The 23,750-nt window shown below is 71.3% G+C and carries 28 protein-coding genes; 11 read left to right on the forward strand and 17 right to left on the reverse strand.

From position 1 onward, the window contains the following. The first annotated feature begins 2 nt into the window (after window positions 1-2). Window positions 3-566, forward strand: coding sequence for a hypothetical protein (locus AB0E90_RS34180; protein ID WP_360415222.1), 564 nt, complete (start codon window positions 3-5; stop codon window positions 564-566). Here AB0E90_RS34180 and AB0E90_RS34185 read toward each other — a convergent pair. From AB0E90_RS34185 to AB0E90_RS34215, 7 genes are all read right to left on the reverse strand, one after another. Next, the gene (locus tag AB0E90_RS34185; RefSeq protein WP_360415224.1) at window positions 538-1,128 is read right to left on the reverse strand and encodes a hypothetical protein; all 591 of its coding nucleotides are present in this window, start codon (window positions 1,126-1,128) and stop codon (window positions 538-540) included. The two genes, AB0E90_RS34180 and AB0E90_RS34185, sit on opposite strands and share 29 nt — an antisense overlap. After that, window positions 1,125-1,943 (reverse strand): hypothetical protein, encoded by an 819-nt coding sequence (locus tag AB0E90_RS34190; RefSeq protein WP_360415226.1) that lies wholly within the window; start codon window positions 1,941-1,943, stop codon window positions 1,125-1,127. Before AB0E90_RS34190 ends, AB0E90_RS34185 begins: the two co-directional genes overlap by 4 nt. Continuing rightward, a complete protein-coding gene (locus AB0E90_RS34195) occupies window positions 1,940-2,815 on the reverse strand; it encodes an ATP-binding cassette domain-containing protein (protein ID WP_360415228.1) in 876 nt (291 codons plus the stop codon). The genes AB0E90_RS34190 and AB0E90_RS34195 overlap by 4 nt, the downstream gene beginning before the upstream one ends. Before the next feature lie 5 nt (window positions 2,816-2,820). Further along, window positions 2,821-3,639, reverse strand: a complete 819-nt coding sequence (locus tag AB0E90_RS34200; RefSeq protein ID WP_360415230.1) for a hypothetical protein — start codon at window positions 3,637-3,639, stop codon at window positions 2,821-2,823. Next, window positions 3,636-4,172 carry an RNA polymerase sigma factor gene (locus tag AB0E90_RS34205; protein ID WP_360415232.1) on the reverse strand — a complete coding sequence of 179 codons (537 nt, stop codon included), beginning with the start codon at window positions 4,170-4,172 and terminating at the stop codon, window positions 3,636-3,638. The genes AB0E90_RS34200 and AB0E90_RS34205 overlap by 4 nt, the downstream gene beginning before the upstream one ends. Before the next feature lie 63 nt (window positions 4,173-4,235). Then, window positions 4,236-4,973 (reverse strand): hypothetical protein, encoded by a 738-nt coding sequence (locus tag AB0E90_RS34210; RefSeq protein ID WP_360415234.1) that lies wholly within the window; start codon window positions 4,971-4,973, stop codon window positions 4,236-4,238. Between the two features lie 1,018 nt (window positions 4,974-5,991). After that, on the reverse strand, window positions 5,992-6,561 hold the full coding sequence (locus AB0E90_RS34215) for a hypothetical protein (protein ID WP_360415236.1): 570 nt from the start codon (window positions 6,559-6,561) through the stop codon (window positions 5,992-5,994). A gap of 167 nt (window positions 6,562-6,728) precedes the next feature. On the opposite strand from AB0E90_RS34215, the gene AB0E90_RS34220 reads away from it, so the two are divergent. After that, window positions 6,729-7,646 (forward strand): glycosyltransferase family 2 protein, encoded by a 918-nt coding sequence (locus AB0E90_RS34220; RefSeq protein ID WP_360415238.1) that lies wholly within the window; start codon window positions 6,729-6,731, stop codon window positions 7,644-7,646. Here the strand turns inward: AB0E90_RS34220 and AB0E90_RS34225 are convergent. Next, window positions 7,643-8,422, reverse strand: coding sequence for a hypothetical protein (locus AB0E90_RS34225; protein ID WP_360415240.1), 780 nt, complete (start codon window positions 8,420-8,422; stop codon window positions 7,643-7,645). The genes AB0E90_RS34220 and AB0E90_RS34225 overlap by 4 nt on opposite strands. Then, window positions 8,419-8,766: a PadR family transcriptional regulator gene (locus AB0E90_RS34230; protein ID WP_360415242.1), complete on the reverse strand. Its 348-nt coding sequence runs from the start codon at window positions 8,764-8,766 to the stop codon at window positions 8,419-8,421. Before AB0E90_RS34230 ends, AB0E90_RS34225 begins: the two co-directional genes overlap by 4 nt. Before the next feature lie 94 nt (window positions 8,767-8,860). Between AB0E90_RS34230 and AB0E90_RS34235 the strand changes: the two genes are divergently transcribed. From AB0E90_RS34235 to AB0E90_RS34255, 5 genes are read left to right on the forward strand one after another with little or no spacing between them, the layout of a single operon-like run. Continuing rightward, window positions 8,861-9,394 (forward strand): RNA polymerase sigma factor, encoded by a 534-nt coding sequence (locus tag AB0E90_RS34235; RefSeq protein WP_360415244.1) that lies wholly within the window; start codon window positions 8,861-8,863, stop codon window positions 9,392-9,394. Beyond that, entirely contained in the window at window positions 9,391-10,182 is a 792-nt protein-coding gene (locus AB0E90_RS34240) for a zf-HC2 domain-containing protein (RefSeq protein WP_360415246.1), read from the forward strand. The genes AB0E90_RS34235 and AB0E90_RS34240 overlap by 4 nt, the downstream gene beginning before the upstream one ends. An 11-nt stretch (window positions 10,183-10,193) precedes the next feature. Continuing rightward, entirely contained in the window at window positions 10,194-10,994 is an 801-nt protein-coding gene (locus tag AB0E90_RS34245) for an ABC transporter ATP-binding protein (protein ID WP_360415248.1), read from the forward strand. After that, window positions 10,991-12,280, forward strand: coding sequence for a hypothetical protein (locus tag AB0E90_RS34250; RefSeq protein WP_360415250.1), 1,290 nt, complete (start codon window positions 10,991-10,993; stop codon window positions 12,278-12,280). The genes AB0E90_RS34245 and AB0E90_RS34250 overlap by 4 nt, the downstream gene beginning before the upstream one ends. Next, a complete protein-coding gene (locus AB0E90_RS34255; RefSeq protein WP_360415252.1) occupies window positions 12,277-12,858 on the forward strand; it encodes a hypothetical protein in 582 nt (193 codons plus the stop codon). Before AB0E90_RS34250 ends, AB0E90_RS34255 begins: the two co-directional genes overlap by 4 nt. A gap of 167 nt (window positions 12,859-13,025) precedes the next feature. Here the strand turns inward: AB0E90_RS34255 and fusA are convergent, their stop codons facing one another. The 8 genes from fusA to AB0E90_RS34295 form a co-directional block, all read right to left on the reverse strand. Further along, window positions 13,026-14,966, reverse strand: coding sequence for an elongation factor G (gene fusA / locus AB0E90_RS34260; protein WP_360415493.1), 1,941 nt, complete (start codon window positions 14,964-14,966; stop codon window positions 13,026-13,028). A 187-nt stretch (window positions 14,967-15,153) separates the two neighbouring features. Further along, on the reverse strand, window positions 15,154-15,624 hold the full coding sequence (locus AB0E90_RS34265) for a hypothetical protein (RefSeq protein WP_360415254.1): 471 nt from the start codon (window positions 15,622-15,624) through the stop codon (window positions 15,154-15,156). Between the two features lie 17 nt (window positions 15,625-15,641). Beyond that, complete coding sequence (locus AB0E90_RS34270; RefSeq protein WP_360415256.1) at window positions 15,642-16,442, reverse strand: hypothetical protein; 801 nt, start codon at window positions 16,440-16,442, stop codon at window positions 15,642-15,644. Between the two features lie 14 nt (window positions 16,443-16,456). Next, on the reverse strand, window positions 16,457-16,780 hold the full coding sequence (locus AB0E90_RS34275; RefSeq protein ID WP_360415258.1) for a hypothetical protein: 324 nt from the start codon (window positions 16,778-16,780) through the stop codon (window positions 16,457-16,459). 6 nt (window positions 16,781-16,786) lie between these two features. Next, on the reverse strand, window positions 16,787-17,539 hold the full coding sequence (locus AB0E90_RS34280; RefSeq protein ID WP_360415260.1) for a hypothetical protein: 753 nt from the start codon (window positions 17,537-17,539) through the stop codon (window positions 16,787-16,789). Window positions 17,540-17,651: 112 nt separating this feature from the next. Continuing rightward, window positions 17,652-19,292, reverse strand: a complete 1,641-nt coding sequence (locus tag AB0E90_RS34285) for a hypothetical protein (protein WP_360415262.1) — start codon at window positions 19,290-19,292, stop codon at window positions 17,652-17,654. Beyond that, the gene (locus tag AB0E90_RS34290; protein ID WP_360415264.1) at window positions 19,289-20,227 is read right to left on the reverse strand and encodes a PP2C family serine/threonine-protein phosphatase; all 939 of its coding nucleotides are present in this window, start codon (window positions 20,225-20,227) and stop codon (window positions 19,289-19,291) included. Before AB0E90_RS34290 ends, AB0E90_RS34285 begins: the two co-directional genes overlap by 4 nt. Further along, the gene (locus AB0E90_RS34295; protein ID WP_360415266.1) at window positions 20,224-20,865 is read right to left on the reverse strand and encodes a VWA domain-containing protein; all 642 of its coding nucleotides are present in this window, start codon (window positions 20,863-20,865) and stop codon (window positions 20,224-20,226) included. Before AB0E90_RS34295 ends, AB0E90_RS34290 begins: the two co-directional genes overlap by 4 nt. Window positions 20,866-21,342: 477 nt before the next feature. Between AB0E90_RS34295 and AB0E90_RS34300 the strand changes: the two genes are divergently transcribed. Genes AB0E90_RS34300 through AB0E90_RS34315 form a run of 4 tightly spaced genes read left to right on the forward strand, consistent with a single transcriptional unit; the run spans window position 21,343 to window position 23,737 of the window. After that, entirely contained in the window at window positions 21,343-21,630 is a 288-nt protein-coding gene (locus AB0E90_RS34300; RefSeq protein ID WP_360415268.1) for a WXG100 family type VII secretion target, read from the forward strand. Beyond that, on the forward strand, window positions 21,627-21,926 hold the full coding sequence (locus tag AB0E90_RS34305) for a hypothetical protein (RefSeq protein ID WP_360415270.1): 300 nt from the start codon (window positions 21,627-21,629) through the stop codon (window positions 21,924-21,926). The genes AB0E90_RS34300 and AB0E90_RS34305 overlap by 4 nt, the downstream gene beginning before the upstream one ends. 6 nt (window positions 21,927-21,932) lie before the next feature. Next, window positions 21,933-23,234 (forward strand): WXG100 family type VII secretion target, encoded by a 1,302-nt coding sequence (locus tag AB0E90_RS34310; protein ID WP_360415272.1) that lies wholly within the window; start codon window positions 21,933-21,935, stop codon window positions 23,232-23,234. 29 nt (window positions 23,235-23,263) lie between these two features. Then, window positions 23,264-23,737, forward strand: coding sequence for a hypothetical protein (locus AB0E90_RS34315; RefSeq protein ID WP_360415274.1), 474 nt, complete (start codon window positions 23,264-23,266; stop codon window positions 23,735-23,737). Window positions 23,738-23,750 lie beyond the last annotated feature (13 nt).

Genomic DNA, 23,750 nt, shown 5'->3' on the forward strand with positions numbered 1-23,750 from the left:
CCATGGGTCGCAGCCGTTTCATCGTGATCGGCGGCGTCGCCGGGCTCGCCTGGGCGGCCAGTCTGCGCGGCTTCATGGCGCAACTGGCCGGCCCGGACTCGACCTTCACCATGGCCGGCACCTTCGGCATCATCCTGCCCACCGGCACTGTCGTCGGCGCGCTCCTCGGCTGGGCCGAGTACCTGCGCCGGAGCGGCCACCAGCACCGGTCGCTCATCCTCGCCCCGCTGCTGATCGGCCTCGTCCCGACCCTGGCGACCGCCACCCTGGACCCCGCCCCGATCGGCCTCGCTCTGCTCGCGATGGCCGGCGGTTACGCGATCTCCGGCCGTGGCCCGGTCGGGATGCGGATCCTGGCCGGCATCGTCAACCTGGCCGGCGTGGTCGTCACCTTCCTGGCCCCCAAGCCTTCCGCGGGCCTCGGCTACACCACACCGCAGGGTCTCTGGTTCGGCACCCTGGGGGCGTCCCTGGGATTGGTCCTCGCCCTGGCCTGCGCCATTCCCATGTGCCGCCCGTCGATTTCCGGACCGCCGGTCACCGGAGGCCGGGTAGCCGGCCGCTGACCGACACCGCGACGGCTGCCCCGCCCGCGACGAGGACGCTCCACCACACGGCATTCGACGAAAGTCCGTCGCCGCCGGGCGGGAACGTGCTGACCCGGCGGGCTACCGCCGGCAGGAGAGTGGGCACCAGGAGGACCAGCACGACGGCGCCCGAGGCGCGCGGGCCCGGCTCACCGGTCCGCGTACGGGCCACACACGCCACGGCGAATCCCAGCACCACGTTGCCGGCGAGCGCGAGCGCGGTCGGCGCCCAGAGCAGCGTCAGCCCGCGCAGCGCACCGGCGAGCAGGAGCGCCGCGCCGGCGCCGAGCGGGGCGAGCAGCGCCACGGCGCGGATCCCGGTGCGCCTGGCGGGCCCGGTCGGTGTCACGTCGACGACCAGGCTGGCCGGTTCGTCGAGGACGAACGCGGCCGCGGCGGCGAGCAGCGTGAAGGCGATCGGCAGCAGCGCGGTGGCGGTCGCGGGGAACGCGACTCCGCAGCCGCCCATCAGGACTGCCGCTCCGCTGATCACCAAAACCGCGGGCCACGCGCCGGCCCGGAGCATCGAGCGGACCATCATGCGTGTACGGCCTGGGCGAACCCGCCGTTGACGGCCAGCACGAGCAGGATCACGGCCAGCGCCAGTGTGGTCGCCAGGGCGCGGATGACCCGGGAACGCACCCGGCCCTCGGCATCGCGCAGCAGCGCCACCAGGACCGCGATCGTGCACAGCGCGAGTTGCCAGCCGAGGAAGAACCAGGGCGATCCGCGCCAGGTCGTGACGTCCGGGCCGTTGCCGGCAAAGGTGAAGAACGAGAACGGCGCGAACAGCCGCAGCGCCGTGGCGGCCGTCGAGTCCGGATGCGACAGGGACGGGAGCGTCACCAGGTTGCCCCAGCCGAACAGGAGCAGGAACAGCACGAACGCGGCGCCGGGGAACCGGACCCAGCGGCCGAGCGCGACGCCGAGCAGCGAACCGCCGAGCGACGGGACGACGAACTGCCCGACCAGGACAGCGGCCTGCGTCGGCGAGCTGAAGGCCCCGTAGATCCGGTCGCCGATCGGGTAGAAGTGCAGGAACCCGATCAGGAGCAGCACGCTGTAGAGGAACGGCACGACCGCGACCGTGCAGAGCGCGGCAGTGCGCACCGGAAGCGTCGTCGGGGTGACGCCGGCGACCGGCTCGCTGCCGCGCATCGATCGGGTCAGCCAGAACGTGGCCATCATGCCGAACCCGCCCAGGAAGACCGCCACGTACCAGTTCGCGGTGTCGATCTCGGTGATCGCCCTGGGGGTGGTCACGGTCGCCCATGCGGTAAAGGCCGCGGCGAGCAGGAGGACCGGGTTGACGACGAACCGGCGCAGCTCGCGGGCGGCGAGCGCGGCGGCCGTCACGGCGCCACCTCTTCGGTCTCGGGGTTCCGCGGTGCGCCCTGCAGCAGCAGGTAGGCGTCCTCGAGAGACGGTTCGACGTGCTCGACGCCGTCGCGGGCGTGTGCGGCGACGTTGCGGTACCGCCCGGTGCCGGTCCGCCAGGAGACGGTCGCCGCCGGATCCGGCTGGTCGGCGAGCCAGACCCGGTCGGCGGCCTGGCGGACGAGCTCGGTGACCTGGCCGTCGTACCGGATCCGGCCCTGGTCCAGCACGACGACGCGCTCGCACAGGGCCGCGACGTCCTCGGTCTGGTGAGTGGACAGGACCACGATCGACGTACGCGCGATCTCCGCGAGCACGGTCCGCAACGTGACGCGTTGTTCGGGGTCGACGCCGGTGGTCGGCTCGTCCAGGATCAGCACCGGCGGTGAGCCGAGCAGCGCCTGGGCCAGCGCGACCCGTCGCCGCTGGCCGCCGGACATGGCCCGGATCCGCTTGGTGGTGACATCGGACAGCCCGACCTGGTCCAGCACCCGGCGCACCTCCGCGTGCCGGGCGGCCGGCTCGGTCCACTCCTTGAGCAGGGCGATGTAGTCGACGAACGCGAACGCCGTGAACCCGCGCGGGAAGCCGATCTCCTGCGGCAGGTAGCCCAGCCGGCGACGGATGTCGGTGCGTTCGGCGGGCACGGCCGGATCACGGCCCAGCACGCGCACCGTGCCCTGGCTCGGTGGCAACGCGGTGGCCAGCAGCCGCAACAACGTGGTCTTGCCGGCCCCGTTCGGGCCGAGCAACCCGATCACACCGGGTTCCAGGTCGAGCTCGACGCCGGCGAGCGCCCGGGTGGCCCCGAACGAGCGCCCCACGCCGCGCAGGCTGATCGAAGCGGTCATCGCCGCTACCTCCAGGGTCGAAGCCGGCGCAGGTGGCGCCCGCGTACCAGAAAGATTCCGAATGACGCCGCGGCCAGCACCAGGAACGCCACCTGCGTCCGGGCCTGCAGCATCGCGGCCGGCGTGGCCGACCGTGCGCCCATGAGCCAGACCGCGGCGAACCAGCCGGCGCTGACCACGACGGCCGCGTTCAGCGGACTGACCCAGGTGGACGCGGCCAGCACCACCGCGACGAAGCCGACCGCCGGCAGCAGCCACGCGAACGGCGCCGCACCCGGCACCACCAGCCCGAACAGCAGCACGGCGGGCAACGCGAGCGCGAGCACCGCGATCGTGCGCAGCAGGACCAGGCGCAGGGCCGGGTAGGGCGCGACCATCTCCGGCTCCAGGGCCGGGTCCCACCGCCGGTCGTAGCTGAACGCGACCACCACACACGGCGCGAGCGGCGCCACGGTCAGGAAGAGCCAGATCCCGCGGTCCTGCCCGATCATCGCCGCGAGCGCGGCAAACGCGAGCACGGCGGCCACACCGACCAGCCACACCCCGCGAAATGCGCTGGCCACCGCGACCAGGCGTGCCTCGTTCGCCGGGAGCCCGGCGGCGCGCAGCAGCCGTTCGAACGGCGACGGGAGCGGGACCTCGACGGCGTCGCGAGTGCGGTCCCACACCGCCGCGAGGTCGAACCCGGTGGCCGCGGCGTTGACCTGGGCCCGGCACCGCGCACAGGTGAGCAGGTGCTGGTCGACCGAGGCGCCCTCGGCCACCGAGTCGGTCCGCTCGACGTACCGCCGCAGCATTTCTTCGTCGATGTGCCAGGTGCTCATGACGGTTCCTCCGCTAGCGTGGCCCGCAGGAGAGCCTTGGCCCGGTACAACCGCGTCTTGACACTGCTGATCGGCACGTGCAGCAGTTGCGCGGCTTCCTTGGCGGTCAGGCCGTCCAGCACGACGGCTTGGATCACGGCGCGCATCTCCGGCGACAGCCGGGCCAGGGCCCCGCCGATGTCGCCGTACTCGACCGACAGCAGGACCTGGTCCTCCGCCGCCGGGGTGGCCCCGGCGGTGTCGAACACGGCCGCGATGTCGGTCCGCTTGCGAAGACGGCTGACCAGCCGGCGGATCGCGATGCCCCACAACCAGGCCGCGATGTCGCCGTCACCGCGGAAGCCGCGCGGTGCCCGCCAGACCGCGACGAACGTGTCCTGGACGGCGTCGGCAACCAGGTCACGGTCGTTGCAGCGGCGGCCGAGCCGCAGCCCGAGCCAGCCGGCATGCCGCTCGTAGAGCGTGCGGAAGGCGCCGATGTCGCGCTCGGCGACGCCGATCAGCAGCGCCTCGTCGCTCGGAAGACCCTCCATACCTCCACTGTCGCGTCGCCGGCCCGGAAAAGTTTCACTCGCCGGTGCGAACTTTCCGCTGGTTCAGCCCAGCTGGTCGGCGGCGGTGCGGAGCAGGTGCCAGAACAGTGCGCCCAGCGTCGCGGTGAGGATCATCGCCCCGAGCAGGATCGGCCAGGCCCTCCATAGTCGCCGGACGGCAGCCAGCCACGCGAGGACGGCGAACGGCAGCAGCACCTCGGCCAGCTGCGCGGCGCCGACTCCACGAAGGAAACCGCCGCCCGCCGCCTCTACCGGCCAGGGTGGCGTCGCGGTGATCTCCTGCCAGCCCTCGCCGGACAACAGCCCGCACGCGACACCGGCGGCCAGCGCCGCCGCGGGCACCGGCATGGTTCTGGTCAGCCGGCCGAGCAGGCCGAAGACCGGCCCCGCGATCACCGATATCAACAGCCACGCCGTGGTCATGACGGCCAGCGAACGCAACCCGTACCAGTCCGCCGACGACCCGTCCTGCAGCGAGCCGCCGCTCCACCGCCGGCTGACCACGAGGATCAGCAGGTAGTAGACGAGCGTGGCCGAGACCAGCAGCAGGGTCGCACCGGTCATCGCACTACGGCGGCCGGCAGCCGTCCAGCCGGTCAGCATTGCCGCCAGCCCCCACGCAAGGCCGCTGCTCACCACCACGACCACGATCCGCCCGGCCACCCCGTCGACGCCATCGGCCAGGAAGGCCAGCGCACCGAGCACAACCGCCGTCAGCCCGACCGCCACCATCCGGCGCACCGGGCGCCGCCCGACGACACCAGCCACTCCCGCCTCCACGGTGCGGCACGCTACCAAGACCACTCCCTGGGGTCGCGGCGCGGAACCACGTGTCCGAGCAGCTGCAACCCGCGAGACCGGCGCGCCCCGTGCCGCCGCACGCAAGCGCTTTCTCCCAACCAGCGTTTCAGCCAACTCGGCATCGCCGTTCCACTCGCTACAGGAAACTCAATCGCGCGTTCTCACTCCAGCAAAAAGGGTTTTCGCAGTCAGGTGCGAGGGCGGAAATAACGTCATTTCTTTTCTCGGCGCGGCGGTGGCCGCACATTCATCCGACCACTGATCCGGGTCACAGAATGGCGCGTCGGCCGGCTTCCAGGAGTGGTGTAGCCAGCGGCGTGTGCCAGGTTGGCGACCTGAGGTGTTCGACGTCGTTCGCCCCGCCCCGCAGGCCCGCAGCGGCCGCCCGGCTTACGCCGGTTCGCCGGCTCTGCCGGGCCGGCCACCTGCTCCGGGGGTGCTGCTGGCAGCTGATCGAGTGCTCGCGGCTCGCGGGCGGACTCGGCCTGCACTGCCGGTTCAGCCCGGGTAATCGGCGCCTGATCGATGAGGCCGGCGTGGTCAGGCTGCTGCTCGCGGTTCGGCGGCACATCCCGCGCGACTCGGGCCTCGGTGCCCGGAGCGCGCTGCGGTGGCTGCGCGACGGTGGTCTCGTCGTCCCAGATAAGCGGCGGAACCTCCTCGAAGTGATCATGCAGGCCGACCGCCCCGCACTCGGCCGAGCAACCGTGCGACCGGCACAGCTTCCGGGCATGGCGCCTTGCGAGGCCCCACTTCCGGTGACGCGCATGCTCACGCCGAAACTCGTCCGCCTCCGCCGAATAATTACGAGCTCTCGTGTGATCACGCATAGCAGCGAGCTCAGATCTGGTGAAGAGCTGAAGCTGCGACATGAATGCATTCTTCCGCACCGCGGAGAGCGGCCGCTAATCTTGGATCATGCCAATTCCGGAAAAGCGAACGGCAGTTGAATGACCAATCTCGAGAAGGGCTTTGGGATCGGTGTGCCGCGGCGAGGTCAGGTGTTGGCGGGGTCGTATTCCAGGCCGTTCGGGCCGGGTGTGAGGGTGGCGGCGTAGCGTTTGTCGCCGGTGAAGTCGCGGTCCTCGTCGACTTCGAAGCCGATGACGGCCCGCTGGAACGGCACCTCGCGGTAGACGATGGCGGCGATGTCGGCGAGCCACCTGTCGAGCGCTGCGCGCCACGTCAACGACTCGGCGCCGCTGTGATCGTCGAAGGGGAAGGCACCGATTCTGCGGTCCACCCGGACCAGCGAACCGAGCGGCAGGTAGAGCTCGAGGGTGTCGACGTCGTCGTACCGGGACACGAATCCGCCACAGACGACCCGTGCGCCGGACGGCAGAGCCAGCGAGCCGAGCAGGTGGCCGTGTGCGTGAAGCGCGGCCGCGCCGAGCTCGACGTCAACGAGACCCGCCGCGTCGATCCCGCGAACGCGGCAGCCCTCGACGCCGGCGGCACGCCACAGAGCCCGCACTGCCCGGTCGAGGTTGCCGTCGTCGGCCGGGCCCAGGGCCAGACAGAGCTCGTAGAACCCGCCGGTCCAGTTCTCGTCGTCCGCAGTGCTCATCACACCAACTTCCCCTATTTGTGGCTGTTGTGGGCGGGTGGGGCGGGAGTGGTAGGGGGCTGGCCGGGCGTATCAGTCAATCTCCGCCATTCGGTCATGTCATGACTTATCTCGATCTTGTTAGTTTTGGTGGAGGCGCAGACGGCGCCGACGACGGAGGATTCCGAATGACGCAGGATCGCCGCAGCACCGTACGTTCCACGCCGGACCGCCGGAGCACCCTGCCCGGTCAGCCGCGCCGTCTGCCCCTGGTCAGCGTGGTCATCCCGACGCTGAACGAGGAGCTGAACCTGCCGCACGTGTTCGGCGCGCTGCCGGCCGGCCTGCACGAGGTCATCCTGGTCGACGGCGGGTCGGTGGACAACACCGTGGCGGTCGCGCGCGAGCTGCGCCCCGACGTCGTGGTGGTGCGCCAGACGCGTACGGGCAAGGGAAATGCTCTGGCCGTGGGGTTTGCCGCGTGCACCGGTGACGCCATCGTGATGATCGACGCGGACGGCTCCACCGACCCGGCCGAGATCCACCGCTTCGTCGAGGCGCTGATCAACGGGGCCGAGTTCGCCAAGGGCTCGCGCTTCGGCAAGGGCGGCCACAGCGACGACATCACCCCGCTGCGCCGGGTCGGCAACATGGGCCTCAACCTGTTCGTCAACAAGCTCTTCGGCACCAGGTTCACCGACCTCTGCTACGGCTACAACGCCTTCTGGCGGCGCGCGGTGCCGGTGATGGACCTGCCCTCGACCGAGCTGCCGGCCCCGGAAGGCGGCGGCAAGCTGTGGGGCGACGGCTTCGAGATCGAGACGCTGATCAACATCCGGGTCGCGGCCGGCGGCATGCGGGTGACCGAGGTGCCCAGCGTCGAGCACCTGCGCATCCACGGCACCAGCAACCTCAACACGTTCCGGGACGGCACCCGGGTGCTGCGGACGATCCTCAGCGAATTCCACCGCCGCGCCGTCCAGCGCCGGGCCGCGCGGAACGCGGTCCCGGTGCTGGCCATCCCGGGCGGCAATTGGTACGGGACGGTGGACGCGCTGCTGACCGCCGAGACCCAGAGTCAGGCGCCGGCTCAGCGCGCCGCTTAAATGCGGGCCCGGCGACGGGCAACCAGGGCGCCGGCCGCGAGCATTGCGGCCGGCCACAATACCCACATGATGATGTACGGCGTTTCGATGTCGATGCCGGACAATTCGGCCACGGTCTGGAATGTCACGCCGATCGTGAGCATCAGCCCGGCCGCGATCGCGGCTCGTTCGTCCACCACGGTCCAGGCGAGTACCACGGCCAGCAGGACGAGCCAGCCGGTCTGCAGCATCGACGGCGTCAGTGACGGGTCGAGCAACGCGGCCGCCAGCAGGAGGAGATAGGCCTGGCGCCACCCTGGCCGGCCGCCGCGCATGGCCGCCGGGATCAGCAGGACGGCGGCCAGCAGCCACTCGAACGACCAGGAATAGGTCAGCCGCCCGTCGCTGAGCATCGGAAACGCGTAGGCGACGACGACACAGCCGATGGCGGCCGGCATCCAGCCGCGGAAGACGAGCAGAATGCCGGCCACGCCGAGCGCGGCCGGCACGTACTCGTGCGGTTCCACCTTGATGGCGGCGCCCGCCCCGTAAACCATCAGCACGGCGGCGGCCAGGGCGGCCGACTGCCGCCACGTCGTGCCGAGATCGCGCCGGTCGGCCGCGCCGGCCCGGCAGCGCGCCGCGCCGAGGATCAGCGCGCGCCGTTCCCGCAGCGACAGCCGGGTGGCGCCGGAGGCCAGCAGCACGTCGAGCATCTCGTCGCCGCGCTCGCGCCGGTAGCCGGCCGGGTAGAGGCGGAGCAACCGCGCGTACGACCGTTCCAGTTTCGTCGTCATGCCGCACCGCCGGCCAAGCCGGGGGAGCGTAGGTGGGCGCCCCGGTCGATGACCAGCCGGGCGGCCTCGGCCATGGTCTCGGCCTCGGCCCGCAGTGCCGTGCTGCCGTCGGCGGTGAGCGCGTAATAGCGCCGGGCCCGCCCGTTGACGATCTCGGTGCGGACGACCTCGACGAGGCCCTCGTCGGTGAGCCGGTCGAGCGCCGCGTAGAGCGTGCCGGTGGCCAGCCGAACCCGGCCGCCGGAGAGCTCGGCCGCCCGGCTGATGATCGCGTAGCCGTGCAGCGGCTCGTCGAGCAGCGCGGTGAGAAGGAAGTACGTGGGTTCACGCATCCGCTGAGTCATGCGATCACCATATGTCGATGATCTACTTATAGTAAGTGACCCATGTCACTCCCTCAATCGAACCCGGGGCGATGATGCTGGCGTCTTGCTGAATGTGAAATCAGAGGACGAGCTCGTGCGCCGCATCGCCGCGGGGGACCGGCGTGCGTTCGACGAGCTATATCGGCGTACGTCGCCGTGGTTGCTCGCCCGGCTCCGCCGGCGCTGTGCCGACGACGAACTGGTCGCCGACGTGATGCAGGAGACGTACCTGGCCGTCTGGCGGGCCGCCGGCAGCTTCGCCGGGGCGGCCGTGTCGGGCAGCGCGGTCGGCTGGCTGTGGACCATCGCCGCCCACCGGCTGGTCGACGCGTTCCGCCGCCGGGTCCGGCACAACCAGATGCCGGCGGTGGCGCTGACCGAGACGATCGCCCCCGCCGCCGAGGACGAGGTGCTGGCCGGGCGGGTCGGCCACGACCTCGAACAGGCCCTGCTCGAACTGCCGCCGGAGGCGCGACAGGTGCTGCGGGCGATGGTGCTCGACGGCCTGTCGGTGCGGGAGACGTCGTTGCTGCTGGGCGTCCCGGAAAACACCGTGAAGACACGGGCCCGGCGGGCCCGGATCGCGCTGCGGGAGGCGCTGTCATGACCACTCATCTGAGCCCCGGGCTGCTGGCCCGTTACGCCGACCGGGCCGCGGTCCTCGACGAGGTCACGATGTGGTCGGTCGAGTCGCACCTCGAGGAATGCGCCGGCTGCCGGGCCCTGCTGGCCGACTGCATGGCCGGCGATGCCCTGATCGCGCGGGTCGCGGCCGGTGTCGACCTCGGCATCGCGGCCGGGCCGGCCCCGGCGCCGCGCCGGCGTTCGCTGACCGTGCGCAACCGCTGGTTCGTCTGGCACCTGGCGCCATGGCTGACCATGACGGTGGCGATTCTCGGCGGCGCCGTGCTGCTTCAGGCGCTGGAGCCGCGGGTGCCGCTGGTGCTGCTGCTGGCCCCGGTGGCGCCGCTGCCCGGGGTGGCGGTCGCCTGGAGCCGCCGCCACGATCCGGCGTGGGAGCTGATCGCCGGCACCCCGGCGGCCGGCCTGCTGATGCTGCTCCGGCGCACGGCCGCCGTGCTCGCCGTGATCATCCCGGCGCTCGCCCTGGCGAGCAACCGGACCGGGGTCTCGCTGGCCCTGGCGCTGCTCCCGTGCCTGGCGTTCTCCGCCGCCACCATCGTCCTGGGCGGCTTCATCGGCGTGCGGCGCGCCGCCGTCTGGCTCGGCTCCCTCTGGACCCTGGCCGTGGTCGTGCCGACCATCGCCACCGTCCACCCACCGGCGTTGCTGCAATCCGGCACCTCCGGCTTCTGGGCGCTGCTCACCCTGATCCTCGCCGGTCTCGCCGCGATGAAGTCCGCGAGCTTCCGCCGGCTCTCCAGCCACAACTGAGAGGAATCGACATGCGTACGGTGAGCGCGGCCGAAGCGGCCCCCACCACCTATCCCTGGGCCGTCCATGCCCAGGAACTGCAGGTCCGCGCGGGCCGGCACCTGGCCGTCGACGGGCTCGACCTGACCCTCGGCACCGGCGTGCACGGCCTGCTCGGGCCGAACGGCGCCGGCAAGACCACGCTGATGCGGGCGCTGGCCACCGTGGTGCGCCCGGCCGGCGGTCGGCTGACCGTGCTCGGCGAGGCGGTCGACGGGCGCGCCGACCTGCGCCTCGTCCGGCGCGGGCTGGGCTACCTGCCCCAGCAGTTCGGCTTCTACCCGCGCTTCACGGTGCGGGAGTTCGTCGAATACCTGGCCTGGCTCAAGGAGATGCCGAAGGCCACCGTCCCGGGCGCGGTGCAGCGGGCGATCGACCGGGTCGGCCTCACCGATCGGGCCGGCGCGCGGATGAAGACGCTGTCCGGCGGCATGCTGCGCCGGGCCGGCATCGCCCAGGCGATCGTCAACGACCCGGCCGTCCTGCTGCTTGACGAGCCGACCGTCGGGCTCGACCCGGAGCAGCGCCTCGACTTCCGCGAGCTGCTACGCGACGTCGGGGTCGACAGCTGCGTGCTGGTCTCCACCCACCTGGTCGAGGACGTGGTGGCCGCCTGCACCGACGTCATCGTGATGAATGAGGGCCGGCTGGTGCACCAGGGCGCGGTCGACGAGCTGATCGCTCAGGGCGGTGACGGCGACGCCGGCGACAGCCCGGCCGAGCGGGGCTATTCCGCCCTGCTGCGCCGGCACCGGGCGGGGGCGGCCCGATGAGCCGCGTCCTGCGCATCGAGCTGCGCCGCTCGGCCGCGCTCGGCACCGCTCTGATCCTGCTGGTGATCGGCACGATCTCGCTCTACTTCGCCGAGGGCATCGAATTCGCCTCCGGGTGGATGCAGCTGGCCATGTCGCAGCGGCTCTATCTGGCCCTGCTCTGGCCCCTCGCGCTGGCTGCCGGCGCCTGGCAGTCCAGCCGGGAGCACCGGTCCAAGGTGGGGGAGCTGTTCGCCAGCACCCCGCGCCCGCGAGCGCACCGGATGGTGCCGACGCTCGGCGCGATGGCGATCGCGGTGGTGTGCGGTTACCTCGCCATGGGGATCGCGGGCGGACTGTGGATCATCGGCACCGCGCGGTATTTCCCGGTCTCGGTCTTCGTCGTCACCGCCGTCGGCGCCCTGGCACTCATCGCGGCGGCGTGGCTCGGCCAGGCGATCGGCCGGCTGCTGCCCTCGCTGGTCACCGCCCCGGCGCTGGGCGTCGCGGGCCTGGCGTTGCTGTTGCTCATCCCGGGTGCGACCCGTCCCCGGGGCTGGCTTGCGCTGGTGTTCTCGCCGATCTACGAGATGAACATGCCGGGCGCCTACGCCACCGTGCCCGGCCGGGCCAGCCTGTCCCAGGCCATCTGGCTGGCCGCGCTCGCGACCACCGCCGTGCTGCTGCTCGCCTCGGGCGGCTGGCGCCTGCGCGTCGCGGCGGTGCTGCCGGTGGTGCTCGGCGCCACCCTGGCGATCGCGATCATGCCGCGCGACAACCGGTATGTCACCGATGCGGTCGACCAGGCGGCCATGGCGCTGGTGTGCGCCGACGACGAGCCGCGGGTGTGCGTCAGCCGGGTCCACTCCGGACTCCTTGCCGACGTGACGTCGCCGGCCAGGCAGGGTCTGACGATCCTGGCGAAGTTGCCGGGCGCGCCCACCCAGGTGCACGAGGACACCACCACCTATCCGGACGTCTATCCGGTCTGGCACGACGACGTCGCCCTGGTCCGGATCGTGACCGGCGAGAGCGTGACGGCGGCGGACGTGGTGTCGGCGGCCTTCCAGACCCCGCCGCAGTGCGACCGGCCGACCGCCTCGGCGGACAGTCTGGCCGCCGCCTACTGGCTGATCGGGACGCAGCCGGTGGCGAGCGACTCGCCCGACCTGGCCGAGGCGGTGGCGCGGTGGGAAGCCCTGCGCGCGGCGCCCGCCGCCGAGGCGCAGGCCCAGGTGGTGGCGCTGCGCACGGCCGCCCTGACCTGCACGACGGACAGCAACATCCTCAGCCGGAGTGCCCGGTGAGGTGGCTGACTCTCTACCTGCGGTCTCGGCGCGCGCCGGTGTCATTGGCCGCGGCCGTCGGTTGCGCCGCGTTGATGTGGACACTGTGGTCGGTGTCCTCGAACAGCGGCTCGGTGGGCATGCAGATGGTCGTGCTGACCGTGCTGCTGATGGTCGCGGTCCTGACCGCCACCCTCGGCGGTCCCGACGACGCGCTGGAGGCCACGGCCGCGATGCCGTGGCCGCCCCGCCGGGTCGCGCACGTGCTGGTGGCCCTGCTGGTCGTCGTGGTTCCGCTGCTGGCCACGCTCGCGACCGGGGCGCGCTTCGGGCCGGCCGGCCTGGTGGTGCGCGACGCGGCCGGGCTGCTGGGGCTGACCGCCCTGGGCGCGGCGACGGTCGGCACGGCCCGGTCGTGGTTCCTGCCGCTGGGCTGGACGCTGGCCGCGGTCCTGTTCGCCCGGCCCGACCCGGCCCTCGGCCGCGTCCTGACCTGGCAGGCGCAGCCCCCGGCGAGCGCCGCCGCGACCGTGACGGCCGGCCTGCTGGCGCTCGCCGGGTTGCTCGCCTACACCGTGGCCGGCCCGGCCCGCAGATAGCCCAGCCAGCCCAGCCAGCCCAGCCGAGCCGGCCCAGCCGAGCCGAGCCGACCCCAGCCGAGCCGGCCAGCCCAGCCGGCCGGCCCAGCCCGGGGCCTGGCCCGGGGCCCAGCCCGGGGCCCGGCCCGCGGGCTGCGGGTCGGGCTTGCCGGTCGCGGGCGGTCGGGTCAGGCGGCTGGGCGGTAGCCGGCCGGGCGGGTGGTGAACGTGCCGCGGCCGTGGGTGCGGCTGCGGAGCCGGGTCGCGTAGCCGAACAGGCCGGCCAGCGGCACGACTGCGGTGACCGCTCGGCTGGTCGAGCCGGTCACCTGGCCGTGCAGGGCGGACAGGTCACCGAGGACGGCGCCGAGCGCGTCGGCCGGCGCCGTCACGGTGAGCTCGACGACCGGTTCCAGCACGGTCAGCTCGCAGGCGGCCAGGGCCGTCCGCAACCCGAACCGGCCGGCCGCGCGGAACGCCACCTCGGACGAGTCCTTCGGGTGGGTGGCCCCGTCGGTCAGGGTGACCGCGAGACCCACCACCGGGTGGCCGCCGACCGGGCCGGCCACCAGGGCTTCCCGGCAGCCGGCCTCGACCGCCCGCACGAACTCGGCCGGGACGCGCCCGCCGGTGACGGTGGACGCGAACGTGAAGCCGGTCCCGTCGGCCGGCGTCACGTCGAGTGTGACGACCGCGAACTGGCCCGGGCCGCCGTCCTGCTTGATGTGCCGGTACGGCACCCCGGAAACCCCGCGCACGACCGACTCCCGGTAGGCCACCTGCGGGCGGCCGACCGTCACCTGCACGCCGGCGGTGCGGCGCAGTGTCGTCACGGCTACCTCCAGGTGCAGTTCGCCGAGGCCGGACAGCAGGATCTGCCCGGTCTCCGGATCGGTGCGGACAGCCAGCGAGGGGTCCTCGCCGGCCAGGGCGGTCAACGCCGGCAGCAGCCGTTGCGCGTCGGCCCGGGTGCGGGCCTCGACCGCGACCGACACCACCGGCTCCGCCGTCCGCGGCGCCTCCAGCCGGACCGGCCGCGCCCGGGTGGACAGGGTCGTGCCGGCCCGGGCGTCCTTGAGCCCGGCCACCGCGACGATGTCCCCGGCTACCGCGCGGTCCAGGTCGGTGTGCCGGTCGGCCTGCACCCGCACCACCCGGGCCACCCGCTCGCTGCGGCCACGTTCCGCGTCCCACACCACGTCCCCCTTGCCGATCGTGCCTTCGTAGACGCGCAGGTAGGCGAGCCGGCCGGCCCGCTTGAACACCAGCGCCGCCAGCGAACCGCCCGCGTCGCCGGCCGGGCCGGGCAGGTAGTCGACCACCGCGTCGAGCAGTGGCTCGACCCCGATGTTCCGGTACGCCGACCCGCACAGCACCACGACCACCTCGCCGGCGAGGGTGAGGTCGCGCAGCGCCGTCCGCAGGGTCCGTTCGGACATCGCGCCCAGCTCGTCGAGGGCCCGCGGATGGCGTTCCGCGACCGCCTCCTCCAGCTCCCGGCGCGCCCGCAACGTCGCGGGATCGCCGGCCGGCTCGGTGTGCAGGGTGCCACCGGGCCAGGTCAGCCTGGTCATTCGGACCAGGTCGACCACGCCGGTGAGGCCGCCCTCGGCACCGATCGGCAGCTGCACCGGGATCGCCGCGACGTCGAGGCGGTCCCGGATGGAGGCCACCGCCGCGGTGAAGTCGGCGCCGGCCCGGTCGAGCTTGTTGACGAATGCGATCCGGGGCACGGCGTACCGGTCGGCCTGCCGCCAGACCGACTCGCTCTGCGGCTGCACGCCGGCGACGCCGTCGAACACCGCGACCGCGCCGTCGAGCACCCGCAACGACCGCTCGACCTCGTCGGAGAAGTCGACGTGGCCGGGGGTGTCGATCAGGTTGAGCCGGTGGCCGGCCCAGTCACAGCTGACCGCGGCCGCGAAAATGGTGATGCCACGTTCCCGCTCCTGCGGATCGAAGTCGGTGACCGTCGTGCCGTCATGCACCTCGCCGCGTTTGTAGGTCGCGCCGGTGGCGTACAGGATGCGTTCGGTCAGGGTGGTTTTGCCGGCGTCGACATGAGCCAGGACGCCGATATTGCGTACACGCATGATTCTGGTCTTTCGAATGGGTGTGGACGGCGACAGCGCCCGCCCGGCCGCTTCAAAGAGCGGTCAGGAACGTCCAGCCCCGGTGGCGCAGCCGGAGCTGGGCACACCAGACACGAGAATCAGCTCGAAACGAGCAGCGAGGACGACAACCATGACGGTTCCCTTCCTCGCGCGACGACAACACCGCCGAGGGTACGAGCCACCGGTCCCGCCGTCGATCGAATTACCCGGCCAGCGACCGGTCCTGGGCCTTGGCCAGCCTTTTCGCGGTGCCCGCCAGCACGAGGAGCACCGCACTGACCGGGACCGTGATCAGCATGGTCCACCACTCGCCCGGCGTGACGGCGCGCAGGAGCCCGAACGTGAGCAGCGCCAGGACGATCGCCAGGACGGTCGTCCGGACACCGTGGGCGACCCGGCGGGCGGCCAGCATCGCCGCCCGGGAGACGGTGTCGCCGTCGAGCGTCCGCCGGATCCGGCGCGTCGAGATGACGAGCACGATCCCGGCCACGCCCGGAACCACGCCGGCGGCGGCCAGCGGAAGACCGGAGATCTCCCCGTGGGCCATCAGCGAGATCCCCCACGAGGCGAGAAGCGAGGTCAGAAGCAGGAGCACGACCAGCCGCCAGATCATGCGCCGGCCGGCCCGGCGCATCAGGTCCGGATCCGGCACGTGTACGCGGTCGCTGCTCATGTCTTCTCCGGGACTGCTCACGACGTACGCAAATGCCAGTTGGTGTTGTTGTCGCCGTTGAGGCTGCCGTCGGCGATGATGCCGGTGGTGGACCGGGGCCAGTAGCCGCGCGGGAAGCCGTCGTTGTTGTTGACTCGCTGGAGCAGGTCTTTGTATTGGCTCGAGACCGAGGTCAGGTAGGCGGTCGCGGCGGTGACGACGGCGGCGAGGATGCCGAGCACCTTGACCGTGGAAGCGGCCGCGCCGGCCGCCGCGGGCGGGGCGCCCACCCCGGTGGAGGCGGCCGCGCCCCAGCCGAACAGCTCGACGACGAACGGCACGACGGCGGCGAGGACGCCCAGCCAGAACGCGATGATGCCGCCGGCCACCTTGGTCAGGGCGTCGTCGATGTCGTCGGTGGCCGCCTTGATCGCGGCCAGCGCCTTGGCCTGGTCGGGCAGGGTGCCGAGATAGGCGGTGGCGGCCGCGCCCTGCCACCGCTCGTCGATCTCGGTCTGACCGGTGGTGGCCTGCGAGATCAGGTCGGTGGCGCGCTTGCCGACCTGCTCGGTCCAGGTGGTGCCGTGGCTCCACAGGGTCCACGGCACGCCCGGCCGGGTGAAGAACTTGCCGACCTCGGAGATGAACTTCTCGACCAGGGCGACGAACTTCGACAGCAGCTCGACCACGTCGTCCCAGAGCGGCCCGAGCCACCGGCCGAAGCGGTTGCACGCGTCGACGATCTGGTTGGCCAGGTCGGCGACCTGCTGCAGGCCGCTCTCGACCCGCTGCAGGGTGTCGTTGAACTCCGCCTCGGACAGCGGCAGGGCAACCCCCATGGTGGTGCTCCTGTTCAGTAGATGCCGGTCATCCGGTGCACCGCGTTGATCTCGTCCTGCTCGTAGCCGTCGGCCGCCGCCCGCAGCGCCCCGGCCAGCTCGCCGAGGTTGTCGGCGCCCTCGTTGAGCAGGCGGTACAGCCGCAGCTGCAGCAGTTGGTAGGTCTCGGTCAGGCCGAGCTGGTCGGCCAGGTACGAGAAGTGCAGCGCGCTCAGCTGCAATTGGCCGGCCGCTCCGGCGGCGTCACGCAGCTCCGCGGCCGCGGCGTCCCAGGTCGACGCGTCCGTGCGGAGCGCCCCGATCGCGGCCTTGACCTGCTCCTCATTGGGCGGCGGCATGTCGTCTCACCTCTGCTCGTCGGGCGCGCCGGGTGTGGGAAGGCCGAGCGCGGTCAGCAGCGCGGCCGGGTCGGACGTGAACCGGTCGAGCTCCGGGAACGGCCACTGCCGGGTCAGCGACTGCGCGGCGAGATCGTCGACGGCACGGTATCCGTCGGCGATCGCCGCGGTGAGCGCCGAGCCGATTTCCTCCGCGCCGGCCTGACCCGGCCAGGGCGGGGCGAGGCTCAGCCCGGTCAGCTCCGCGCCGGTGAGCGTCGCGGTGACATGGTGGCCCGGGTCGTGCCCGGTGGTGACCGCCGACCCGCGAGTCGTCGCCTCCCGGGAGAGGTCCTCGAGCCGGTCGGAGGCGTCCTGCAACAGGTACCACAGGTCGTGGACGGAGCCGTGCCCGGCGAGGTGAGGCGGCGGACGTTGTTCCGGTGGCGCCGAGGGGGCGGTGTCGCCGGCCGTGCGGCTCACCTCGGACGCCCACGTCTCCAACCGGCGGCGCCCGGCCTCCTGATGGGCGGCCAGGACCGCGCCGGTCAGCTCGCCGGCGTCCAACCGGGACCGCCATGAGGCCTTGAACTCGACAGTGGTGATGCGGCCGGCCGCGTCCAGCACCACGCGAACCTGCTCGGAAGGGTCTCGCCCGGATGCCTCGGCCACGGCCGCCTGCGCCGCGCGGAGCCGGCCGTCGAGCACGGCGGCCTCTCGCCCGAGCTGCCCCAGCTGCGTCAACAGCTCCGACATCGCGTTGCTGTCCAGCCCCGCCACGATGGGCTCCCACTCCGATCCGCACCAGCGCCGATCCCCCGTCGGCGAAGCGCTCAGCGTAGTCGATGCGTACCGGGCCACGCCGCCCCGAAACGTGCCGCCGGCGGCTCCGCTACGGACTGAGGAATGCCTTCTGCGAGTTCGGCCCCTTCCAGGCGGAGACCGGCGTGAAACCCTGCATCTCCCCATAGGCGTCCCGCCATCCGATGCCGAGGATGTGCAGCTTGCCGGGCGCCACGGTGACGTCGTCGGTGGCCTTGCTGGAGATCGGGGGGAACCAATAGGTGATGCCGTTGCCGTTGACGTGCTTCGACGTGAACGTCGATCCCGCGGCCACGCTCTTGCCGGTCCATGTGATGTCGTGCTCGGTGCCGTCATCGGAAGTGATGGCACAGCCGTCGCTGAAGCCGGCGCCGAAGAGGGGCTGCGTCGCCACCAGCCCGTCCATCTGAAACGACGTGGCGTCCCCGTCGACCAGCTTCGGCTCGGTGTCCATCACCAGCACCAGATTCTGCTCGGCGCTCGTCAGGTCCAGCGGGTCGGACGTCTTGTTGGTCACCGAGGTCCGCAGGTGGACCCACGTGTAGTCATCGGATCGCTTCTCCGCACGATCGAGGTAGGAGAGGTAGTGATCGACGCGGATCTTCACCGGTCCGGCCGCCCACGCCGCCAACGCCTCTTTGCGGTCGAGCAGCGCGGGCGACGGTGAAGGTGCGACTGTGGGAGCCGGTGCGGATGACGCGGACGGCGCCGGGGCCGGCGTCGGACCGGCGTGGATGCTCTGGATGACCAGCGGGACGGCGACCGCCCCGGCGATGACCAGACCCACCGCGACGGAAGCGAACATCTTCGTCGGACGGCGGCGGACGGGCGCCGCCGCTGCCGGTGCGGCCACGCCGGCCGGATCCGCGTCGCGCAGGGCGGCGGCCCACTGCGCGGCGGCCGGCCGCGGGCGCACCGAACCCAGCCCGGCGCCGAGAAGCCGCTCCAGGGTGGGCAGGTGCGGAGCGTCGTCCGGCAACAGCGCCGTGCCGTTCCCCTGGTCGACCGAGACGGTGACGCCGTAGAAGACGCGGTAGAAGAAGACCGCCAGCGCGAACCGGTCGCTGTCGGCGTCCGGCATGTCGTCCGGTCCGAGCAACGGGTCGCGCCAGGCGTCGTTGCGGGCCATCGCCGCGTTGCGGTTCGGGCTGCCGGCTCGCCGGGCGTTGTCGCAGTCGATCAGGTAGATGCGTGGCGTGCCCCGCAGTGTCCACAGCACGTTCTTCTCGCTGACGTCGCCGTAGATCATGCCGTGGGAGTCGAGCAACGCCAGCAGCTCGGCCAGATCCTGCACCAGCCGGAGCCGTTCGGTCCGGTCCGGCACGGTGAGGCCGAGTCGTCTCGCCGCTGCCGTGTGCACCAGGTGCTGAAGCTCGACGGTGTGCCGCTCGCCGAGCATGTCGGCCCAGAAGTCGGCCGGCGCCGGCGCCATCAGGAAGCCCGTGGTGCGGCCGCCGTCCGTCACCCGGCGCAGCGGCCAGGCGCAGTGCGCGTCGAGGACGGCCCGGTCGCCCGCGGGCAGGGATCGCCGCCAGGCGATCAGCTCGTCCAGATGGCCGGGGTCGTCGATCGGCTCCAGGTATTCCTTGTAGTAGGCCGACTCGTCGACGACGTGCACGACACCCTTGGCGCCGGGATGACCGACGGACTCCCCGGCCGGCGGAAGCAGGGATCGCTCGAAGGGCTGGGCCGGGCCGAGCCAGTCGGTCATCGGGCGGCCCTGGGACGGAACCACACGCACACGGCGGTTCGGTCGTCGGACTCGCCTCGCCGTTCGAAGGACACGTCGTCAAGGAACTCGACGATCGTCGGCACCCGGTGCCAGCGGCGGCTCAGATGCGCGGCGACGTCGGGGGACCGCATCGGCACCGACAGCCCGTCGGTCACCACGACCAGGGCGGACTCCGGCGGCAACCGGCCGGCGAAGGTCTCCGCGGCCGACCACGAGGCGGGCAGGGCGGAGGTCTCGGTGAACGCGCCGCCCGCGGACGGGCCGGCCGGTGCCAGCCCCGCTCCGGTGAGTTCGAAGATCTCGCCGTCGCCGATCCGGAAGCCCGCGTACCTTCCGTCGGTGGCGACCCAGACCACGGTCAGCGTGGTGGCGAGCGACCGCGGTTCGTACTCGACCGGCACGAACCACCCGGCGCGCTGGATCATCGCGGCGCCGATCACCCGGCACAGATCGTCGGCGTCGACGGCCCAGTTGCGGTCGAGGCATTCCGCGACCAGGCGGCAGGCCTCGACGGCGGCGATCTGCGCGCCGACCGCGGAGTACCGGGCCGATTCGTGGCCGACGCCGTCAGCGACCGCGACGACCGCGCCGCCCGATGCCGGGCAGATGGCGTACGCGTCCTCCCGGCTCGCCCCCTGCCGGGCGTGGCGCCGGCCGCTCACCGAGGCGGCCCGCACCGTGAGCGGCCCGAGCGCGCCACCGTCGGCGCTGAGCCGGGGCTGCGTCGTCCACGAGCTCACGGTGAGCGCGTCGTCCTCCGGCGACCGCACGATGGGCTCGCCCACCGTCAGCGGCTGCCCGACCTGACGGACGACCACGCCGTCGGCCGGCGCGTCCGATCCGGAAGGCGGGCGCCCGAGATAGCCGAGCACCTTGCGGACCATGCCGGACTCCGGCGGGAGCGGGCCGCTCATCGCTGAATCTTGATCGCGCGCCAGCCCGCGGGCGCGGACGGCGGCACGACGAACGGGTCGTCGCGGTCTCCGCCGCCGCCCCCGGCCATCGAGTTGGTGAGCGAGCTGAGCAGAAACGTCATGAAGGTGTCGAGCTTGGCCGACGGCGTACCCTCCGCGGGCATGTAGGCGGCCTTCCGGCCGACCTCCCGGATGGTCTCCTCGGTGGCCTCGCCGAAGCCGAACGCCACGACGTTGGGCGCGCCGTAGAACTCGGAGCGGTCGGTGAGCCGGTCGAGGGCGGCACGCCAGTTGTCCGGCCGGTTGTGCTGACCGTCGCTGAGGAAGAACACCACCGGCCGGTACGGGCGACGACCGGTCCGGTAGAGCTCGTAGAGGTCGGCCGCAATGGTGGTCCGCAACAGCGCGAAGGCGTGCGCGTAGTTGGTGCCGGTGCCCTCGGCGGTCAGGCCCGGAAGCTCCATCCGGGCGACATCGGTGAGCGGCGACCGCACGTCGGCCGTCTCGTCGAAGCTGACCACGGAAAGCTGGCAGACCTCGGCGAGTTCGGGCTCTCGCAGCATTTTGGAGCGCAGCCTCGGCAACTCCTGATTGACCCGGCCGATGGGGTCGCCGGACATCGAGGCCGAGGTGTCCACGACCAGATAGCACGGAAGCACCCGATATGCCGACGGCACGACCTCGGCGTCCGATTCCTCCGGGCGCCGTCCAAATCTGCCCAGGAATCCAGATCGCGGAGCATTGCGTATCTCGACGATTATCAAATCTCCCGGACGCACTCCGGACGATGCCAAAGGACGACCCTGATCCAGGGGAGATCCATCATCCTTTCGGATCGAAAGGTTGCGACCATCCGGCAGGTTCAATGCCCGGGTGATCGTCTCCCATTGCGCCGAAATGGCAATATCATCGGCCAGCGCCACGCGCGCGAACGTGCCTTCGGGACCAAGCAGTAAAACGTGAAGCTGGGACATTCGGCCTTCTCATGTTTTGTCTTCGGGCAGCGCAACTATGACGGTTCGCCCAGCGGAAATAAAGTCTTCTGCATGACGAATGTGAATGCTAACGTCAGACTTTAAGCATCAACTATCGCGAACGCCGTCGAAGGGCTACCCATGTCTGACTACTCCGTTTCTCCCGAGGCGATCCGCGGCGTCGCAGCGCAGGTTTCGGCCGGCGCATCCGAGATCGACGCGCAGCGCTCCGCGCTGCTGGCGCAGATCCAGGGCCTGGGTGACAGCTGGCAGGGCTCCGCCTCCACGGCGCTGCAGACCCTGTACGGGCAGTGGGACTCCGACGTCCGCGCGCTGCACGAGACGCTCTCCCAGATCGGCCAGACGATGCAGTCCGCGGCCACCAACTACGAGGGCACCGAGTCCGCCGTTCGCGGCAGCTTCTCGTGACCGATTTCTCCGTCGACCCGTCCGATCTGGTTGTCCTCGCCTGGCAGATGCAGAACACCAGCGACGACATCCAGCATCTGGGCCAGAACTTCGCGATGTCCATCTCCGGGCCGAAGGACATGTCGGTGCTGGGTGACGCCGATGCCGCGGCCGCCTACGCCGACGTGGCCAATGAATGGGTGGAGAACATCAGCAAGCTCGTCCTCTCGGTCGGGGAGTTCTCGGAACGGGTCAAGATCGCCGCAACCGTGTACGCCCAGACGGAGTCGACGAACACCGTCCGAGACCAACTGTGAGTCGCTGTGGGCATCGGAGACATCAAGAAATACGTCATCCCCGAGAAGCCGAAGGGTCATCCGGACCAGATCGATGACGCCGCTGCGCAGTGGTCGTACTACGCCGCCCACCTGCAGGGCACGATGGACCAGGCGCGCAGCAACGTCCTGGGCCAGATCGGCTCCTGGCACGGCGAGGCCCGCACGGCCTTCGAGCAGTCGTGGACGGAATTCGCCGCCTCGGTCGATGACGGATGCAAGCAGATGGAGGACGTCGCCAAGAAGTTGCGCAGTGCGGCCGACGACCTTCGGGTGGCCCTCCTGGCCTACGATGCCGCGGTCGCCGGCCTGGTAGTGGGCGCCGTGGTGACCATCGCGACGTTAGGCGTCGGCGCTCCGGAGGCGGGCGCGGCCGACGTGGCCGAGGTGACCTTGGCGGTGACTGCCGCCGCGGCGGCCCAGAGCGCCGCTCGAACGGCCCTGCTGGCGCTGGCGGACTTCGCCGCCGTACTGGCGGCCCGCTTCGTCGTCAACTTCGCGGAGAACGTGGCGTTCGAGGCGACCCTGAACGCTGTCGCTCGCAGCGACCACGACCCGACCGCCAACATCCACTACCGCGACGACGCGGAAGACGCCCTGACGTCACTCTTCCTGCCCGGTGGACGTAAGAGCGACAGCCCGAAGCTCAGCAAGTCGAACATCGCCGGCGAGGGAAAAACGTCCGGCAACAAGGGTGGTTCTCCTGCCCGCAAATTGTCGAAAGAAGAAAAGCAACAAAGATTAGCCGAGATCAAAGCGGACGAGACCCGCAAGACGAACGGCGTCAAGAAGGGCGAGCCAGGCTTCGACCCCGGTAACCACAAGTCTCCCTTGGGCTCGGACTTCAAGGCCGGAGTGGAGGATCCGGAAGGCCGGCTGCTGTCGCATGAGAAGCCGATCGCGGAATATCTGGCCGATAAAGGCGAAATGGTGCATGCCCGCACCCCCGACGATTCGCCAGATGTCAAGAATCCAGACGTCATGGTGCGCAAGGGGCCGGACGATCCAGGAACCGTAACCGAATTCAAATCGATGCTGAAGCAGACCGAGGACCCCTCCAATGCGCTGAAGGACGATATTCTGGAGGCCGCCGACCAGGTCGACCAGAAGGGCGGCGGCGGGGTGGTTGTCGACGGACGGCCGATCGGGCTGACCGACGAACAAGCCCAGGCAGCGTACGACCGAATCCTCGGTCGCGAGGCCCAGGCGGAGGCGAAGGGTGGCCACTTGAGCGTTCCGGAAAGTATTCGGGTCATCCTTGGCGACGGCACCCTCAAGACACTGCGTTGAGCGAACTGGAATCGGGATTGGGTTAGACCATGCCAACCTTCGACCACATTTACGTCGCCACCGAAGCGGACCCCGAAGACGTCGCCGAGCAGATCGCGGAGGCGACGGGGATGAGCCTCGAAGTGGCTTCCGTCGACCCGATCTTGACGCGCGCTGCTGAATCGGGGCTGGTGACCTGCGTGCTGCGGGAAAACTTCCTCGGAGACCCGGATGCGTCCGGCCCGGACCGGACGCTTCTCGACAGTTACAGCTTGATGCTGCAGATTCACCAGAAAGGCGCCGACCTTGCCACGCAGTTCGGGCAAGCGGAAGAGATCTTCACCGAGATGAGTCGCCGGATTGCCGCTCCGCTGGCGCTCACCCGGGGCAACGGTGTGCTCGTCGGCGTCTCACTGGGTGTTTCCGAGCCGACGTGGATGCCGGACGGCACGAGTCCGAGCGCCGTGAGCCGGCCCCGGTGGGAAGCGTTCGATCCGGCGAGCCGGACCACCGATGACCTGTGAAGCCTTCTCGGCA

It is taken from the genome of Actinoplanes sp. NPDC026619 (assembly GCF_040638295.1).
GTDB lineage: Bacteria > Actinomycetota > Actinomycetes > Mycobacteriales > Micromonosporaceae > Actinoplanes.